General features: G+C 44.8%; 23 protein-coding genes. 18 read left to right on the top strand and 5 right to left on the bottom strand.

Annotation, left to right across the window (positions count from 1 at the left end; translation table 11 throughout):
* The first annotated feature begins 38 nt into the window (after nucleotides 1-38).
* The 3 genes from GGR02_RS06305 (at nucleotide 39) to GGR02_RS06295 (ending at nucleotide 2437) form a co-directional block, all read left to right on the top strand.
* Entirely contained in the window at nucleotides 39-995 is a 957-nt protein-coding gene (locus GGR02_RS06305; protein WP_183183889.1) for an L-lactate dehydrogenase, read from the top strand.
* Nucleotides 996-1065: 70 nt separating this feature from the next.
* On the top strand, nucleotides 1066-1248 hold the full coding sequence (locus tag GGR02_RS06300; RefSeq protein WP_183183888.1) for a hypothetical protein: 183 nt from the start codon (nucleotides 1066-1068) through the stop codon (nucleotides 1246-1248).
* A 46-nt stretch (nucleotides 1249-1294) separates the two neighbouring features.
* Nucleotides 1295-2437: a rhomboid family intramembrane serine protease gene (locus GGR02_RS06295; RefSeq protein WP_183183887.1), complete on the top strand. Its 1143-nt coding sequence runs from the start codon at nucleotides 1295-1297 to the stop codon at nucleotides 2435-2437.
* 3 nt (nucleotides 2438-2440) lie between these two features.
* Here GGR02_RS06295 and GGR02_RS06290 read toward each other — a convergent pair whose 3' ends face one another.
* Nucleotides 2441-3313, bottom strand: a complete 873-nt coding sequence (locus tag GGR02_RS06290; RefSeq protein WP_183183886.1) for a hypothetical protein — start codon at nucleotides 3311-3313, stop codon at nucleotides 2441-2443.
* Nucleotides 3314-3431: 118 nt separating this feature from the next.
* Between GGR02_RS06290 and GGR02_RS06285 the strand changes: the two genes are divergently transcribed.
* The 5 genes from GGR02_RS06285 to GGR02_RS06265 all read left to right on the top strand — a co-directional run bounded on the left by GGR02_RS06285 (nucleotide 3432) and on the right by GGR02_RS06265 (nucleotide 7750).
* Nucleotides 3432-4889: a spore germination protein gene (locus tag GGR02_RS06285; protein ID WP_183183885.1), complete on the top strand. Its 1458-nt coding sequence runs from the start codon at nucleotides 3432-3434 to the stop codon at nucleotides 4887-4889.
* Nucleotides 4890-5016: 127 nt separating this feature from the next.
* The gene (locus tag GGR02_RS06280; RefSeq protein WP_183183884.1) at nucleotides 5017-5235 is read left to right on the top strand and encodes a YqgQ family protein; all 219 of its coding nucleotides are present in this window, start codon (nucleotides 5017-5019) and stop codon (nucleotides 5233-5235) included.
* Entirely contained in the window at nucleotides 5235-6194 is a 960-nt protein-coding gene (locus GGR02_RS06275; RefSeq protein WP_183183883.1) for an ROK family glucokinase, read from the top strand. The genes GGR02_RS06280 and GGR02_RS06275 overlap by 1 nt, the downstream gene beginning before the upstream one ends.
* 74 nt (nucleotides 6195-6268) lie before the next feature.
* The gene (locus GGR02_RS06270; RefSeq protein ID WP_183183882.1) at nucleotides 6269-7420 is read left to right on the top strand and encodes a M14 family metallopeptidase; all 1152 of its coding nucleotides are present in this window, start codon (nucleotides 6269-6271) and stop codon (nucleotides 7418-7420) included.
* Nucleotides 7421-7435: 15 nt separating this feature from the next.
* The gene (locus tag GGR02_RS06265; protein WP_183183881.1) at nucleotides 7436-7750 is read left to right on the top strand and encodes an MTH1187 family thiamine-binding protein; all 315 of its coding nucleotides are present in this window, start codon (nucleotides 7436-7438) and stop codon (nucleotides 7748-7750) included.
* Between the two features lie 13 nt (nucleotides 7751-7763).
* Here the strand turns inward: GGR02_RS06265 and GGR02_RS06260 are convergent, their stop codons facing one another.
* Both GGR02_RS06260 and GGR02_RS06255 read right to left on the bottom strand, forming a co-directional pair.
* On the bottom strand, nucleotides 7764-7940 hold the full coding sequence (locus GGR02_RS06260; RefSeq protein WP_084256353.1) for a DUF2759 domain-containing protein: 177 nt from the start codon (nucleotides 7938-7940) through the stop codon (nucleotides 7764-7766).
* Nucleotides 7941-7985: 45 nt separating this feature from the next.
* Nucleotides 7986-8399, bottom strand: coding sequence for a hypothetical protein (locus GGR02_RS06255; protein ID WP_183183880.1), 414 nt, complete (start codon nucleotides 8397-8399; stop codon nucleotides 7986-7988).
* A gap of 152 nt (nucleotides 8400-8551) precedes the next feature.
* Here GGR02_RS06255 and GGR02_RS06250 point away from each other — a divergent pair, with 152 nt between their 5' ends.
* Both GGR02_RS06250 and GGR02_RS06245 read left to right on the top strand, forming a co-directional pair.
* A complete protein-coding gene (locus GGR02_RS06250; protein ID WP_183183879.1) occupies nucleotides 8552-9184 on the top strand; it encodes an MBL fold metallo-hydrolase in 633 nt (210 codons plus the stop codon).
* Nucleotides 9185-9342: 158 nt separating this feature from the next.
* On the top strand, nucleotides 9343-10467 hold the full coding sequence (locus tag GGR02_RS06245) for a class I SAM-dependent methyltransferase (RefSeq protein ID WP_183183878.1): 1125 nt from the start codon (nucleotides 9343-9345) through the stop codon (nucleotides 10465-10467).
* A gap of 160 nt (nucleotides 10468-10627) precedes the next feature.
* On the opposite strand, the gene GGR02_RS06240 is transcribed toward GGR02_RS06245, so the two are convergent.
* Nucleotides 10628-10870 carry a DUF2626 domain-containing protein gene (locus tag GGR02_RS06240; RefSeq protein WP_066326192.1) on the bottom strand — a complete coding sequence of 81 codons (243 nt, stop codon included), beginning with the start codon at nucleotides 10868-10870 and terminating at the stop codon, nucleotides 10628-10630.
* An 85-nt stretch (nucleotides 10871-10955) separates the two neighbouring features.
* Nucleotides 10956-11660: a helix-turn-helix transcriptional regulator gene (locus tag GGR02_RS06235; protein WP_183183877.1), complete on the bottom strand. Its 705-nt coding sequence runs from the start codon at nucleotides 11658-11660 to the stop codon at nucleotides 10956-10958.
* Nucleotides 11661-11887: 227 nt separating this feature from the next.
* Between GGR02_RS06235 and comGA the strand changes: the two genes are divergently transcribed.
* The 8 genes from comGA (at nucleotide 11888) to GGR02_RS06195 (ending at nucleotide 16529) form a co-directional block, all read left to right on the top strand.
* A complete protein-coding gene (gene comGA, locus GGR02_RS06230; RefSeq protein ID WP_183183876.1) occupies nucleotides 11888-12943 on the top strand; it encodes a competence type IV pilus ATPase ComGA in 1056 nt (351 codons plus the stop codon).
* Nucleotides 12933-13967 (top strand): competence type IV pilus assembly protein ComGB, encoded by a 1035-nt coding sequence (gene comGB, locus GGR02_RS06225; protein WP_183183875.1) that lies wholly within the window; start codon nucleotides 12933-12935, stop codon nucleotides 13965-13967. Before comGA ends, comGB begins: the two co-directional genes overlap by 11 nt.
* Before the next feature lie 12 nt (nucleotides 13968-13979).
* Nucleotides 13980-14276 (top strand): competence type IV pilus major pilin ComGC, encoded by a 297-nt coding sequence (comGC, locus tag GGR02_RS06220; RefSeq protein ID WP_183184013.1) that lies wholly within the window; start codon nucleotides 13980-13982, stop codon nucleotides 14274-14276.
* A complete protein-coding gene (gene comGD / locus GGR02_RS06215; RefSeq protein ID WP_183183874.1) occupies nucleotides 14266-14706 on the top strand; it encodes a competence type IV pilus minor pilin ComGD in 441 nt (146 codons plus the stop codon). The genes comGC and comGD overlap by 11 nt, the downstream gene beginning before the upstream one ends.
* A complete protein-coding gene (comGE, locus tag GGR02_RS06210; protein ID WP_183183873.1) occupies nucleotides 14690-15010 on the top strand; it encodes a competence type IV pilus minor pilin ComGE in 321 nt (106 codons plus the stop codon). The genes comGD and comGE overlap by 17 nt, the downstream gene beginning before the upstream one ends.
* Entirely contained in the window at nucleotides 15007-15450 is a 444-nt protein-coding gene (gene comGF / locus GGR02_RS06205) for a competence type IV pilus minor pilin ComGF (RefSeq protein ID WP_183183872.1), read from the top strand. Before comGE ends, comGF begins: the two co-directional genes overlap by 4 nt.
* A 60-nt stretch (nucleotides 15451-15510) precedes the next feature.
* Nucleotides 15511-15909, top strand: a complete 399-nt coding sequence (comGG, locus tag GGR02_RS06200) for a competence type IV pilus minor pilin ComGG (protein WP_229706108.1) — start codon at nucleotides 15511-15513, stop codon at nucleotides 15907-15909.
* A 104-nt stretch (nucleotides 15910-16013) separates the two neighbouring features.
* On the top strand, nucleotides 16014-16529 hold the full coding sequence (locus GGR02_RS06195; RefSeq protein WP_183183871.1) for a shikimate kinase: 516 nt from the start codon (nucleotides 16014-16016) through the stop codon (nucleotides 16527-16529).
* Nucleotides 16530-16532: the final 3 nt, after the last annotated feature.

Here is a 16532-nt window from a genome sequence, read left to right as displayed (position 1 = left end):
AATCAAAAAACGTGAGATAAGGGAAAGGTGGAGAAAAAATGAACGGTGTAAATCGTGTAGCGCTTATTGGAACAGGATTTGTCGGCTCAAGTTACGCATTTGCGATGCTCAACCAAGGAATAACAGAAGAACTAGTACTCATTGATCTCAATAAAGAAAAATCAGAAGGCGATGCAATGGATTTAAACCACGGGCTTCCATTTGCGCCGTCGCCAACAAAAATTTGGTTTGGTGACTACAGCGATTGCAAAGATGCCGACCTTGTCGTCATTACGGCAGGGGCGAATCAAAAGCCAGGGGAGACGCGCTTAGATTTAGTGGATAAAAATATGAAAGTTTTCCAATCGATCGTTTCACAAGTGATGGCGAGCGGATTTAATGGCATTTTTCTCGTTGCGACAAACCCAGTGGATATTTTAACGTACGCCACGTGGAAGTTTTCTGGGCTGCCAAAAGAACGGGTCATTGGCTCAGGGACAATTTTAGATACGGCTCGTTTTCGTTATTTACTTGGGGAGTATTTTCAAGTGGATGCCCGCAACGTCCATGCCTATATTATTGGTGAGCATGGGGATACGGAGTTGCCGGTTTGGAGCCATGCGGATATTGGCGGAAGATCGGTGCTTGACCTTGTTAATGAGCGTCCGGAATATAAACAAGAAGATTTAGAGAAAATTTTTACGAACGTTCGCGATGCGGCCTATCATATTATTCAACGAAAAGGAGCAACGTATTACGGAATTGCGATGGGACTTGTCCGATTGACAAAAGCGATTTTACAAAATGAAAATGCTGTGCTTACCGTATCCGCTTATTTAGACGGTCAATATGGCCAGCACGACATTTATATCGGCGTTCCAGCGGTCGTCAACCGAAACGGCATTCGCGAAGTGATTGAGTTAAAACTGACGGAAGAAGAGCGTGCGAAATTTGCTCATTCAGCGAACGTATTGAAACAAGTAATGGATCCGTTTTTCCGTCATGAGCGTCCGTAAAGAGGACGCTTTTATAATTTCCTTCTCTTTTGGAAAAAAGAATAAACAAACGGAAAAGAGGAGGGATATGATGAGAAAAATGGTGTATGCGCTTTTTATTTTGCTTAGTTCGTTGGTGATGTATCGCTATCGATATCAAGTGTTGAATGCCGTTTTACGCATTCGCCCGTTGCGGCGGTGGCTTGTGCAGGTGGGGATGAACGTTCCGGCCATCCGTAAGTTAATTGTTTCCCAAGTCGTTCGCGAAGTGTGATACAATAGGAAAAAATTGCTCTTTTTAGCGAAAGGGAGAGGGGAATGTGGAGCTTCTTTATTGGCAGCTTGTTTATTTTTTTGTGAAAAAACAATACCGTATCATCAAATTAGCCAATGCCCCTGAGGAAATTTGGTTAGCGTCGTTCGGGCAACATGCACCGCTCGTTCGCCTCGTTCGCTACGATGTCGATTGGAGCAGCTGGTTAGCGCGCGATCTCGATTATACAACGCACGTGGCGATGCAGCTGCAAAATCGACCGTTTCGTCGAGGGAATCACGTATTAAATATATACGTATCGACGTATCCACCGGTCGATGATTGGGAATGGGTCGTTGCTAAGACAACAGAACATTTCCCGCAGTTGCATACCGTTTTGCTTCATTCAGGAAATGCGGTACATGCATTGCAACAAATTAGTGATGTTCTTCGTGAACCGGTTGTATTAGAACCTGTTGCACGTGAAGTCGATCCATTTCTGGCGGCGCAACATGTGCAGCGACTCGTGTTTCGTTTAGAAAAAGAGCGGCGGGAAAACGAAGAGCGACTGCTTGATTACGGCCGCCCGCTATTTACATACGTATTCATCGCCTTACAAATTGTGATGTTTCTTTTATTGGAATCACATGGTGGCAGCACGAATCCGGATGTGTTAATTCGTTACGGGGCGAAGTTTAACCCGCTGATGCAACAAGAGTGGTGGCGCTTTATTACGCCTATTTTTTTGCATATCGGCTTTTTTCATCTATTGATGAACACAATGGCACTTTATTATATTGGCATGGCGACCGAGCGGTTGTATGGCTCTTTCCGCTTTTGTTTCATTTACCTTGTCGCTGGTTTTTTCGGGACGCTCGGCAGTTTCTTGTTTACGACATCGCTGTCCGCAGGAGCATCAGGAGCCATTTTTGGGCTGTTTGGCGCATTGCTTTATTTCGGGACGGTTTATCGCCATCTCTTTTTTCAAACGATGGGAACGAATATTATCGGGCTTGTCGTGCTGAATTTAGCGCTTGGGCTATTGCTTCCAGGGATCGATAATGCTGGACATATCGGCGGGCTCATCGGTGGCTTTTTAGCGGCTGGCATCGTTCACTTGCCGCGCCACCGCTTATGGAAGCGGCAGCTTGCGGCGTTTGTTTTTGCGTCGCTGCTCGTTATGTTTGGCTTATCGATTGGGTTTCGCTAAAGGTTATGGGGAAATTTGCTGCATAAGCTGCACCGTTTCCCCGTTTTTCATTTTTGTTAGGACGAGTAAATGAGAATAGTCTTTGCTGATGAGAAGAAGCGGAATGGTGCTACCAATTGGTGAAACGACCGTTCCGTCATTTTGTTTCACGCCAAGAAAATAGTTTTTATACAATCCTTCCCAAAGGTTCCCAATAATTTTTTTTGTTTTTGCTTGGGACACCCCTGGGAATGGCTGCTCGTTATAGAGGAGCAATTCCGGCAAATAAAAATGGTAGTAATTTTCAGTGTGGATTCCTAAATGGTCGAGCATCGTTTTTGCATTGTACTGAAGAAAATCGGTCGTTGCTTTTGTAAGTACGCGCTGCCATTCTTTTTCGGCGGCTGTTTTTCCACGGCGAAAGGAAGTAAACGGTTCGTACGAAGAAGCGACGACATATAAATAATCCCCGCTCATTTTTTGTGCGCTCGTAAACGTTTGCCCTCGATGTAGTTCACCGTAGTGAAACGAAATCGCTTGGAAAAAGTGGCTGTCCGTTTGCTTTATGTTGTTTTCTTGAAGCAACGCCTGACTGTTTTCTTTCCATTTGGATAGCGTTCCGACTAAACGACCATCCGCAAACAAAAGCGAAATGTCTTGGCGCAAGTAGGCGGTTTCATTCAGCGAAGAAGAAACTTTCCAAAGAAGCGAGTAGGAACTGCGTGGCTTTTCTGGCTGTGCTTGCAATGCCGTTGTTGCTTGAATAAACGCTGCTGTTCGGTCAAGCGGAAAAAAAATAATTGTTTCTTTTGTCGGCTTCTCTAGAGTGAAAGGGAATGTATACAAAGTAAGCAAAAACGCGATACATAACGCGAGCAGCTGGAATGTTCGTTTCATTGTTTCCTCCCTCTATGCGGACAAGTTTTTCACCAATGTATGCAGCTTTATTGGAAAATATGTATGAACTTCTTGCAATTTGTCCATGATGGAAGGTAAATGATGGGCAGGTGGAAACATGAAGCAAGAAAAGCGAGCGGTTTCAGCCGTGCTAGCGGAAAATGTCGCGTATTTACGGGAAAGGCTTGGGGTCGGCAAAAGTTTTGACGTCCTTCATTTAGATGTCGAATATGCAGGGCGGGAAATGGCTTTTTTTATGATTGATGGATTTGTAAAAGACGATATTTTGCATTACATTATGCAATTTTTTGCGATTTTAAGTGAAGAAAAGTTGCGTGACAATCCGCTTGAAAAATTGTTAAAAACATATATTCCGTATGTCGAGTTAGAAAAAACCGACGATTTGAACCGCGTAGTCGATGGGGTGTTGGCGGGACCGACGGCGTTACTCGTCGATGGGGTGAGCTATGCGATTTTAATTGATGCGCGCACATATCCTGTGCGTGGTCCGCAAGAGCCGGATATGGAGAGGGTCGTTCGTGGGGCAAGGGACGGGTTTGTAGAAACGATCGTTTTTAATACAGTGCTGACGAGGCGGCGGGTTCGCGACCGAACGTTGCGGATGGAATATATGCAAGTCGGGCGACGGTCAAAAACGGATATTTGCGTATGTTACATTGAAGACATTGCTGATCCGATGATCGTGAAGAATATTAAAGAAGCGATTGCGAAAATTGACACCGACGGATTACCGATGGGGGAAAAAACGGTAGAAGAATTTATTTCGGGACGACATTGGAATCCATATCCGGTCGTTCGCTACACCGAACGCCCTGATACAGCGGCGGCTCATTTATATGAAGGACATATTCTTGTTATCGTGGACGGCTCACCGAGTGTATTAATTTTGCCGGCGACGTTTTGGCACCATTTGCAGCACGCCGAAGAGTATCGCAATAAACCAATCGTCGGGGCATATTTACGGTTTGTTCGCTTTTTAGCTGTGTGGGCGTCGATTTTTTTATTGCCGCTTTGGTATTTGATGATGACCGAGAAAGTACAGCTGCCAGCGGCGCTTTCGTTTGTTGGAAAAGCAAGCGAAGGGGCGCTCCCGCTGTTTGCGCAGCTTTTGATGATTGAAGTAGGGATTGATATGTTGCGAATGGCAGCGATTCACACCCCTTCGTCGTTAGCGACAGCGCTTGGGCTTGTCGCGGCATTAATGATTGGCGGCATTGCGGTGGAAGTTGGTATTTTTTCTAACGAAGTCATCCTTTATTTTTCGATCGCGACGATTGGCATATTTGCAACGCCGAGCTATGAATTAGGGCTAGCGAATCGGCTCGTTCGGCTTGGTTTATTAATTGCTTCTGCCATGTTTGGCCTATACGGTTACCTTCTCGGCATAACGCTATGGATCATTATGCTTGCGAGCATGAAATCGTTCAACGTCCCGTATTTATGGCCGTTTATTCCGTTTTCGTACCGAGCGATGCGCGATGTGTTCATTCGTTCTCCTATTCCGCTCAAAAATCGTCGACCAACCGTGTTGCATCCGCGCGACCCCGACAGGTAACGCTTATCTCGCTAGCGAGGTAAGCGTTTTTTTATGACATTTTCCCGTCAGTTGTCGTTCTTTCCTTGACGGTGCTTGTTGTTTCTTTATACATTTATAGTGGAGAAAAAAGGCGGTAGGTGAAAAAATGGAAAGCGTATACGATGTGCAGCAGTTGTTGAAACAATATGGCACGATTATTTATGTAGGGGATCGATTAGCCGACTTAGAACTGATGGAAGAAGAGTTAAAAGAGCTGTACCAATCGCAATTAATCGATGGGAAAGACTATCAAATGGCGCTTTTGATTGTCAGACATGAAGCGCAATTAGAACGCGAAAAACGAATGAAAAAGGATGAGAGATAATGGCAGAAAAATGGTTAGTAGGTGTCGATTTAGGCGGGACGACGATTAAAATGGCATTTGTCAGCGTATACGGGGAATTAATTGACAAATGGGAAATTCCGACGAATCTTAACGAACAAGGAAAATATATTGTAACCGATATCGCGAAATCAATCGATCAAAAGCTAGAGGAACACGGACAAACAAAAGAAAAGCTCATCGGCATCGGTATGGGGGCGCCTGGACCAGTCGATGGGGATACCGGAGTGATTTATGAAGCGGTCAATTTAGGCTGGAAAAACTATCCGTTAAAAAATGTACTGGAAGTAGAAACGTCGCTTTCAGCGGCAGTAGACAACGATGCGAATATTGCGGCAATTGGCGAGATGTGGAAAGGAGCCGGAAGCGGTGCGAAAAACTTAATTTGCGTGACGCTCGGGACAGGTGTTGGTGGAGGAGTAATTGCCAATGGACAAATCGTTCGTGGAGCGAACGGGGCAGCCGGAGAAATCGGGCACATTACTTCTGTCCCAACTGGCGGGGCGCGATGCAACTGCGGAAAAACGGGCTGCCTTGAAACGATCGCTTCGGCAACAGGAATCGTTCGGCTAGCAAACGAAAAGCTTGCTACTAGCCATATGGACAGTTCGTTACGAAATCTGGGAACGATTACAGCAAAAGACGTGCTTGATGCAGCAAAAGAAAACGATCGTTTAGCGCTTGAAGTGACGGAAGATGTCTTCTTTCATCTAGGATTAGCATTAGCGAATGCTGCAAATGTAGTAAATCCAGAGAAAATCGTTATCGGCGGTGGTGTGTCGAAAGCTGGCGATTGGCTTGCAGAGCGAGTGACGAAATATTTTCAACAGTTTGCTTTTCCACGCGTGGCGGAAAGCGCGGAAATCGTGATCGCTACGCTCGGTAACGATGCTGGTGTTATCGGCGGCGCTTGGTTGGCGAAAGAAGCGTTTGGAGAGTAAAGCAGGGCTGCCCCCTTGTTTTGTGCACATTTTTTCTTCATTTGTTCATATGTTGGAAAAAAGGGGGCGATACGATGATTTATGCGCGTAAAGGAGACACGTGGGAGTTATATAGCCGTTGGTTTTCGGTTCCAATAGCCTTACTGCAAGATGCGAACCCGCATCTTTCCCATGAATTACACGACGGAGAGGTTGTTCGCATCCCAGGATTTGATGTCGTGACGTACCATAGCCAAACAACGGATACGCTCGAACAAATGGCACAGTCGCTTTCGCTTTCGGTGGAAGCGCTGGAGCGAATGAATGAAGACCGGCTGTTATTACGGCTGCCGCGTCGCTTAGAAACGTCGATTGTGAATGGCAAGCAGCCTTACGATTTTTCGACGATGAAGCAAGATATGGATGACTTATGTACGTATTATCCATTCATTCGCCAACGAACGATTGGAACGAGCGTACTTGGCCAGCCGCTCATTGAACTTTCCATCGGGCGTGGACGGAAAAAAATTCATGTAAACGCCTCATTTCATGCGAACGAATGGATTACAACCGCAGTAGTGATGGCGTTTGTGAATGAGTATGTGTTGCGCTTAACGAATGATGCGTCGATGCTTGACTACTATCAAAAAGTGACGTTATCAATTGTTCCGATGGTTAACCCAGACGGCGTGAATTTAGTGCTAAATGGGCCGCCGGAGATAGAGCCGTATCGAAGCAACGTTCTTCAAATAAATGATGGAAGTTCTGATTTTTCCCAATGGAAGGCGAATATTTGTGGCGTGGACTTAAACAATCAATTTCCGGCAAAATGGGAGATAGAACAAATGCGCAAAATTCCGAAGGCGCCTGCCCCACGTGATTTCCCTGGGGTTGCCCCATTGACAGAGCCAGAAACGAAGGCGATGGCGAGGCTAACAGAAGAGAGCGATTTTGCTATCGTCGTGGCATTTCATACGCAAGGAAAAGAAATTTATTGGGGCTATGAAGGATGTGAACCGAAAGAAGCAGAACGGATTGTGGACGAATTGGCAAAGGTAAGTGGGTATCAAGCCGTTCGTTATATCGATAGCCATGCCGGCTACCGCGATTGGTTTATTCAGAAATGGCAACGTCCTGGCTATACGATTGAGCTAGGGGAAGGGGTGAACCCGCTGCCGCTTGCACAGTTTGACGCGATTTACGAAGCAAGTCGCAACATGTTGTTTGCTTTATTAGCCGTTTGTTGAGAAAGGAGAATTTCGATGGCTATTGTCGATGTTACGGTTATTCCCATTGGGACAGAAGGCCCAAGCGTCAGCGACTATGTCGCGGAAATTCATAACGTGTTGGAAACATATGATGGAAAAATTGAGTTTATGTTGACCCCGATGAATACGATTATTGAAGGAGAACTTCCGGTGCTGTTTGAAGTTATTCAAGCGATTCACGAAGTGCCGTTTGCGAAAGGGGTGCAGCGAGTCGCGACAAATATTCGCATCGATGACCGTCGCGATAAAAAACAACGCATGGAGGATAAAGTGAAAAGCGTGGAAGCAAAACGAAAACAAGAGGCGTAACAGCCTCTTGTTTTTAGTGCGTTCCTGTTGGAAATCCGTGGTGAAGCACCGTCATTATGGTGAACCAGCCGAAGACAGCTGCTGTTCCTAGACCGAACAATAAAGCAAGTATATTTTTCTCACGAAGCGAGCGGACGATGCCGTAAAGCGCTAACAATGATACTAACGCAAAAATAATGACTAAACCCATGCCACTACCCCCCTTTTACCATATGTACAATAATCTCTTTACATTTTAATCGTTTTTTCCACATTTGTCGAGGTCGAAAATATGAATCGACACGCCGTAGGTGGCCGCTATTTTTTCAAGCAGCGGTTGTTGATGCTTGGCGATATAGTATATCGTTTGTTCGCTAGCAACGATATATTCTTCTAGCTGAAGCAAAAACATGTCGATTTCGATACTTTCGCCTGCAACGATGGTAAACGCGGTGACAACGGATTCATAAACGTAAACACGTCCGCTAAAAGTGGTGAATCCGTAATCAAGAAAAATTGGCGTGACGGTTGGGGTATCGAGTTCAATTAGTGTTTCATAGTCGTGAACATCGTCTGGAAGTTCCGAAACGATTACCCAGTCTTCATCGCGGTCAGTGACTATATGTGGTTCGACGGAAGTAACCGAAGCGAGCGCATATCTTTTTTTCACCGAATATCCCTTCTTTTCGTTTTCTTTCATTGTAACAAAACAATCGATAGCGTAAAATGATGGATAGAAAGAAGTGGGTAGCGTCAAAAAAACTACGAAAAGTAATCACGAGCTGCCTTTTGAAGGAAAATGAAGGCGATGGAGGGATGATGATGAAGTGGGAGCGTATTCCGCTCGGGCCGCTGCAAACAAACGCATATATTTTGCATGCAGATGACCGAACGTGCGTCATTTTTGACCCAGGAAGTGAAGGGGCAAAGCTTGTTCATTACATCGAAGAAAAAGGCTATACGCCGTTAGCGATTTTATTAACCCATGCCCATTTTGACCATATCGGCGCCATTAACGACGTGCTGGCTAAGTGGGAACTGCCGGTATACATTCATGCGAAAGAAACTGATTGGCTAGCCGATCCGCTCTTAAACGGTTCCGCCTACTTTATTGGTAAACAAGTGAAGGTAACTTGCGTCCCGCAATGTTTACAAACAGACAAGCCGTTAGCGATTGGAGCGTTTACGTTTAATTTGCTCGAAACGCCAGGGCATTCCCCGGGAAGCGTATCGTACTATTGCGAAGCGATCGGTGCGGTCTTTTCAGGAGATGTATTGTTTGCTGGAAGCATTGGCCGAACCGACTTGCCTGGTGGAGATTATGAACAGCTGATGGAAAGTATCCATGACCGTTTGCTTGCATTGCCAGAAGAAACAATTGTATTGCCAGGGCACGGACGAGAAACGACGCTTGCTAGCGAAATGGATACGAACCCGTTTTTAAACGGCTTTTAAATCCCTGCATAAAAAAAGACCCTTCTCCATCGAGAAGGGGCTTTGGGGGATGTTCTATCCTCAATAATGGGAGGGGATATAGTTAAGCTACTATCTTAACAATATATTAATATTTTTACTATGTCAATAGTGAAAATCAAAAAGAGGAGCAAATAAACATGAATTTTATCGTCGAAGCGATTATGTCGTCACCTAACCAGCGTATTTCATATGCTGATTATATGAATCTTGCATTGTACGACGAAAAAAACGGCTATTATATGAAAGATCGTGACAAAATCGGCCGTACTGGTGACTTTTACACAAGCATCTATGTTTCGGACGTGTTCGGAAAATTGTTCGCTTCGCTATTTATAAAGCTTGTGGAGGCAGGAAAGATTCCTCCGTGCATTTGTGAACTTGGTGGAGGGGACGGGAAGTTTGCTCGCGCCGTGTTAACCGAATGGAAACAAGCGTCTGCGACATTTGAACAATTGACGTATATGATTGTTGATACAAGCCCTTACCAACGAAAAAAACAACAACAGGCGCTCGCAGATTTTCACCAGCATGTCATTTCCTATGAAGGATTGGATGATTTTCGTAAGCAACGTTCTTCCTTTTCTGGAATTGTCTTTAGCAACGAATTTTTCGATGCGCTACCTGTTCACGTTATTACACGTGAACGGGGTGAGCTATATGAGCTATTTGTGACCGTAACAGACGGTCGGCTTCAAGAAGAAAAACAGCCGCTTGAAAACGAAGCGATTTTGGCGTATTTGCGCGAACGAAAGATAGAACTACTAGAGGGACAACGGCTAGAAGTGCCGCTGGCGATGAAAGCGTTTTTATTCGATCATGCGTCATTTTTTGATCGATGTGTCATGTTTACCGTTGATTACGGCTATACGGACGACGAGTGGAAACAAGCGGGACGCCGTGAAGGAAGTTTGCGCGGCTATTACCAACATCGACTTATTGCCAACCCGCTTGCCTATCCGGGGGAAATGGACATTACGTCTCATATTCCGTGGGATGCGCTTCGGTTGTATGGGGAACAAGCAGGATGGGAATGGGTGGATACGATTCGCCAAGACCGCTTTTTACTAGCAGCGGGGATTCTTGACTATTTAGTGGCACATCACGACCCGAATCCGTTTTCGGAACAAAGCCGGCGCAACCGAGCAATTCGTTCGCTCATTATCGATGAAGGAATAAGTTCGGCATTTCACGTGATGATTCAACAAAAAGGCGTACACGTCGATTGGGATGCGATGTGGAAAGAACCGCAATTTTTAAAATAAAAAGCGATGGCTTCCCATCGCTTTTTTCAAAGGTAAGAAAGTATAAAATCTTACCATTAGGTGGAGCGCTGTCTAGCTCCAAGCGCCATCGGCCTGAGCCGTTCCCTCCTCGGTGGGGCTTGTGCGATCTTCGCCGATAGGCGGGCGCTTTGCGCTTTTCTTATTCGCCCATGCCTGGAACCATCATAAACGTTGTCCAGTACGTAAATGCAGCGAAAAAGATCGTTAAGTATGCGCCGAAGATGTAAATGTACATCCGTTCGGTTAATTTTAAGTATCCAAGCAATAAGAAAAATACCGTTTGGCCGAAGAAAATTAACGATGTTGTATGCATGTGGCCAAGATAAAACATGACGGCAAAAATCCCCGTCCAAAATGACAACACGCGGAACATGCGATCCATTGCTTTCCCCTCCTTTTTCGTTAAATCATTGCCTTTACATATTATAATGTACATGTAATCAACGTGTAAACAACGCTTTCAAAAATCAATGCTCGTTATCGACGACGGCGCGATACGCACAAAAATCACAGCCGCTTGTCATGCTTTCTAACTCTGCTAATTCTACCCGATCAAACAACGCTTCAAACATGCCGCGCAAAAATGCATGGTGCATGCCACACACCATTTCCGGCTGTTGAAAAGCGATTTCTTTAAACGGACAGTTAAACACTTGAAAATAAATTTTTTGTTCTTGTTCGTTATAGTCGAACGATGGGTAAAATCCAGCCGTTTCCGCCGCTTCTTTTAAAATGTTCACTTTTTCAGAAAACGTTAACGTTCTTGGCGATTGATCGTGGGAAAGCCGTTGCTCCACTAGTTCTCGGCCAAATGCTTTCCCTGTTTCGTATAATACTTGTTTTCCTGCTTCTCCTAGCTTCATCATCGTTTGAATCGCGATTTTAGAAAGAAGTTGGTAATCACGGAACGGAAAATGAAGTTGGATAACATCGTCTGATAGACGATACAAGCGACTCGGGCGTCCACCTTTGCCCGTTTTTTGCGTTTCCGAAACGAGCATATTGACGTCTTCTAGTTTTGTTAAATGAAGCCGAGCGACGTTTGGATGAATATTAAATGCGTCTGCAATTTCCTGGACGGATACTTCTTTATGTTTTTTTGTAATATATTCGTAAATATGGTAGCGTGTCGGATCGGCTAAGACGTTTGTAATTTTTAAAATTTGGTCCATTGTTTTCACCTCTAGACTGTCGATGCTACGTTTATTATAATACACTCATTTTTTCATTGGAATCATATTTATAGTAATTAATTGTAATGTTCGGGGAAAATTCATAAATTAGTCACTGTTTTGTCTTAAAAACAGAAAAAATGGTGGCGTTTTTTTTAAAACAAAAGAAGGAATTTGGCAAAAGGCGACGAATTTACATAGGCGAGAAAAATAGAAAGGGTGATGAAATGGAAGTAGAAAAAGTAGCCGACCGGTTAGTGCGGGAGGCAGCAGCTTTACAAGCGTCCGATATTCACATCGTTCCGAAAAAAGACGGCGCTATTGTCCAATTTCGGCTCGACGGGGCGTTAGTGATGCGCGAAAAATTGGCGAAAGATGTGCACGAACGGCTTGTCGCTCACTTTAAATTTTTGGCTGACATGGACATCGGCGAGCGGCGGCGCCCGCAAAACGGAGCGATGGAAATGGAAGTCGACGGCGGTGTAGTTAGTTTGCGGCTATCGACATTGCCAACGTTTTACGACGAGAGCCTCGTCATTCGTCTTCTTCCGCAAGACTCATTTCTTCCTCTAGCTCAGCTTTCTTTATTCCCGAGTGCAACGAAAAAATTAGTTTCGCTTCTTCATCATTCACATGGATTAATTATTTTCACAGGACCGACTGGTTCAGGCAAGACGACGACGTTATATACGCTGTTGCGCCTATGTCAAGAGTGGAATCGTCACGTGATTACGTTAGAAGACCCGGTAGAAAAACGCACCGAATGCTTGCAAGTGCAAGTGAATGAAAAAGCAGGCATTACGTATGCGACAGGGTTGAAGGCGATTTTGCGCCATGATCCGGACATTATTATGGTCGGGGAGATTCGCGATGCGGAAACGGCGAAAATTTCCGTTCGTGCAGCGTTAACAGGTCATTTAGTACTGACAACGATGCATACGAAAAATGCTGTTGGTGCGATTTATCGGCTGCTAGAATTTGATGTTTCATTGCAAGAAATTGAACAGACGTTGTTAGCCGTCACTGCGCAGCGGCTTGTCGAATTAGTTTGTCCGCTATGCGGCGAGAAATGTTCGCCGTTTTGCCGCAGACAACGGTCGGTGCGGCGCGTCGCCATTTACGAATGGCTCGATGGAGAAGCGTTAGCAAGCGCCTTAAAAGAAGCGCGAGGTGAACTAGTCACTTATCGATATCCAACCTTACCGCGAATGATTGCGAAAGGAATTGCGCTCGGGTTTTTGCCACCTTCTTCATTGAAAGGGTGGGGAATGGGTGAAGCGTAACAACCAATGGTCGCTAGAAGAACAAGGACAATTTTTAACGCAACTTGGGAAACTGCTTGAGAAAGGCTATTCATTGGCACAGGCGATGGAATTTTTGCAATTTCAACAACCGCTTGCTCGCCAGCATGATTTACAACGTTGTTTATCGTTTTTCCGCTCTGGTTTATCGTTTCATGAGGCATTGCAGCCGCTTTCGTTTCATTCAGAAGCGATTGGATATTTATTTTTTGCTGAGCAACACGGGCAGTTTGCGCAAGGGTTAGTCGAGGCGGGAAATATGCTTTTAAATAAAGCGAAGTATTGGCAGCGCCTGCGCAAAGCAGCAAGTTATCCGCTATTTCTCCTTTGTTTTATGGTGGTGATGCTTCTTATTGTTCAACAAATGCTTCTTCCGCAGTTTGTTCATCTTTCGTCTTCGTTTGCCACCACTCGTTCTTCCGTTTCGCACTTCCTTATACAAATCGTTTCGATGGTGCCCATATTTTTTCTATCTATCTGCTTTCTTTGTGCGGGAGGGGGAAGCGTGTATGCCATCTGGGCGAAACGACTTCCTCCGCTAACGCAAATTCGCTTATCGTTGAAAATTCCGCTCGTTCGTACGGTCGCCACCCTTTACTACACACACGTCTTTTCGTTGCAGTTTAGCCATTTATTAAATGGCGGCTTGTCGGCATATGAAGCGCTCCAAGTATTTGAAAAACAACATCACGTTCCGTTTTTGCGCGCGGAAGGAAGTACGATGAAAGAACAGTTGGCAAAAGGAGAAAAATTAGAAACATTACTTGCCGTTCGTCCTTATTATGAGCGAGCGCTTCTGCTCGTCGTTCGCCACGGCCAATCGAACGGAGAGCTGGCGAAAGAATTGTTTCATTACAGCCAATTTGTTCTACAAAAAATGGAAGAACGAATCGAAAAATGGACGAGGCTCATTCAGCCGTTGCTATTCACTGTTCTCGGTCTGCTTGTCATTTGTTTGTATTTAGCGATTTTATTGCCAATGTTTGAAACAATGAATCAACTATAGGGGGAATCGATGATGAAAGAAAAAGGGTTTACGTTAATCGAAATGTTAATTGTGCTTATGGTCATTTCCGTATTGCTATTAATTATGATTCCAAACATTACGAAACATAATGGAATGATTAATGATAAAGGGTGCCAGGCGTTCGTAAAAACCGTCCAAGCACAAGTGAAGGCGTACGAAATGGAAAACGACGTAATCCCGACCGTGCAGCAGCTCATTGACGGAAAATATATTAAATCAAATAAATGTCCAAATGGCCATACGATTCAAATTGGTAGCGACGGAGAAGTGAGCGAAAGTGGCTCGTAAAAATGGCTTTACGCTCATCGAAACGTTAATCGTGTTGATGATCGTCAGTACGCTGACGATCATCGTTATTCCGCAGCTCGATCAGCTAAAAAAAGCAAAAGAAGAAGCGCATATGCTCGAGCAGTTGACCGATGATTTATTATACGCCCAAGCGTACGCACTGACGCATAAACAATCGGTCATTGTCGTTTTTTATAATGCGCAAGATCGCTATCGAATGACGGAGCGCTATACGTTAGGACCGGTCTTACTCGAGCGGTCGCTTCCGAATCCATGGAAAATCGAACTGGCGACGTTACAAAATCCGTTAACGTTTTTAGCAAATGGAAATGTCAATAAATCAGGAACGGTGTTATTGAAAAACGGAAAAACGACGTACAGACTCGTGTTTTTGCTCGGGAAAGGGAGGTTTTATGTACAAAAATTGTAATGGATTTACATTTATCGAAGCGCTCGTATCGTTAGCAGTATTGTTAGTGATAACGACAACACTGTTGCCGCTGGTGACGCAAATTATGGTGGAAAGGCATAACGTCGCATTAAAAAATGAAGCCGAGCAGCTTCTTTATGCAGAAATGAATCGTGACGCGCAGAACGATAAAATCGTGGCAGTTGGAAAAGTGACGTATGCTATTTTTTGGACAGAGCTAGGGAACGGGATGAAAAAGGTGTGCGTTCGCTGGAACGATGAGATGAATCGAACGGTGGAAAGGTGCGGGTATGTAAAAAAATGAACAGTCGAGGCTTCACGTTGCTTGAGATGCTTGTTGTTTTAGCCGTTGTGTTGCTTGTCGTTTCGTTTTTTCCGCTTTTATTAGATGTTCGTTGGCTACACGAAAAACAAAACGAATTTCAGCCGCTCGAATGGCAAGTGTTTCTTCAACAAATAAAAAGCGAAATTCGCGAAGCAAAAGAATTAGAGAATGTCTCTACCACGTTATATGCGTATAAGCCAACAGGGGAAAAAGTGAGCTTTGAAACGTATGGTACGCTCATTCGGCGGCGAGTGAACGGGCAAGGAAACGAAATTGTGCTACAAAACGTTTCTTATGTGCAATATCAACTAGCGACAACGGGGGTGCAAATTACGGTGACGGCGACAAATGGAAAGCGATACGAAGCGTTTGTTTCGACTTTTTTTCCGGTGCGGGTGAGACGGTCAACTACCCCTTAAAGCCTCTGGCTTTTGAAGTGGGGGCTTGTAAAAAGCTCTAATGAAAGGAGGAATCGCCCGATGATGATGAAACGAAACGAAAAAGGTGTCATTTTTCCAATGACGGTGATGTTTTCTTTCCTGTTTTGTTTGGCGGTGTTTCACGCCTTAGAACTGTACGAGACAGAAATGCAGCTAGCAGACTATGTGCGGCAATCGTCCGACGTTGATTCGCTCATGCAAATGGCTGTCGTCGATGTGAAAGCGCAAATTGCTGCGAGCGCTCCAGGAAAGCAGTCAGGGAAAGGGACGTTCACTTATCCGAATGGCACGGTGCAATACGATTGGAAACAAGGGACGCAAAACGACATCAAAGTAACGCTTATTGCTATTTCCTCCGAAGGCATTCGGTATAGTGCGGAGTTTACGATTTCTTTCCCGTCGTTACAGTTAATCGAATGGAAAGAAACATACTCATAGTTCATTATTGCCCCTTAATATGATATGTTGGAAAAAAAGAAAGGGGAAGTTGGCAAGTCAACTACCCACCACTTATTATGATTTGGAAGGAGAGGAATCGCCCGATGAGGAAACGAGTGTATTTAACAGGGTTTATGGGAGCGGGAAAAACGACAGTTGGTCGAGCGCTAGCTGAACAGCTCTGTGTACCGATGATTGATACGGACAGCTATATTGAAGAGAAAGTCGGCAAGCCAATTAAACAAATTTTTGCCGAAGAAGGCGAGGCGGCGTTTCGCCGCTATGAACGGGAGTTTTTACGGACGCTGCCGGCCGATAAACTTATTGTCACGACAGGTGGCGGGATGGTCATCCAGCCGGAAAATCGGGAATGGATGAAACAAACGGGAACAGTCATTTATTTACATTGCGAGTTTGCGGAAATTATGCGCAGGCTTGCCGATGATGATACACGCCCACTGTTTTCCAACCAGCAGGCTGAGTTCCAACGATTATGGGAACAACGGTTGCCGTACTATTCCGAAGCGCATATCGTCATTGACACGACAGGAAAGCGTGTGGAAGAAATTGTGCAAGAAATAATAGAATGGATTAAGAAAACGGAAAATCGGCAAGAATAGAAG

The sequence above is a fragment of the Anoxybacteroides voinovskiense genome (assembly GCF_014196205.1).
Taxonomy (GTDB): domain Bacteria; phylum Bacillota; class Bacilli; order Bacillales; family Anoxybacillaceae; genus Anoxybacteroides; species Anoxybacteroides voinovskiense.
This window is presented reverse-complemented; position numbering and strand designations above follow the sequence as displayed.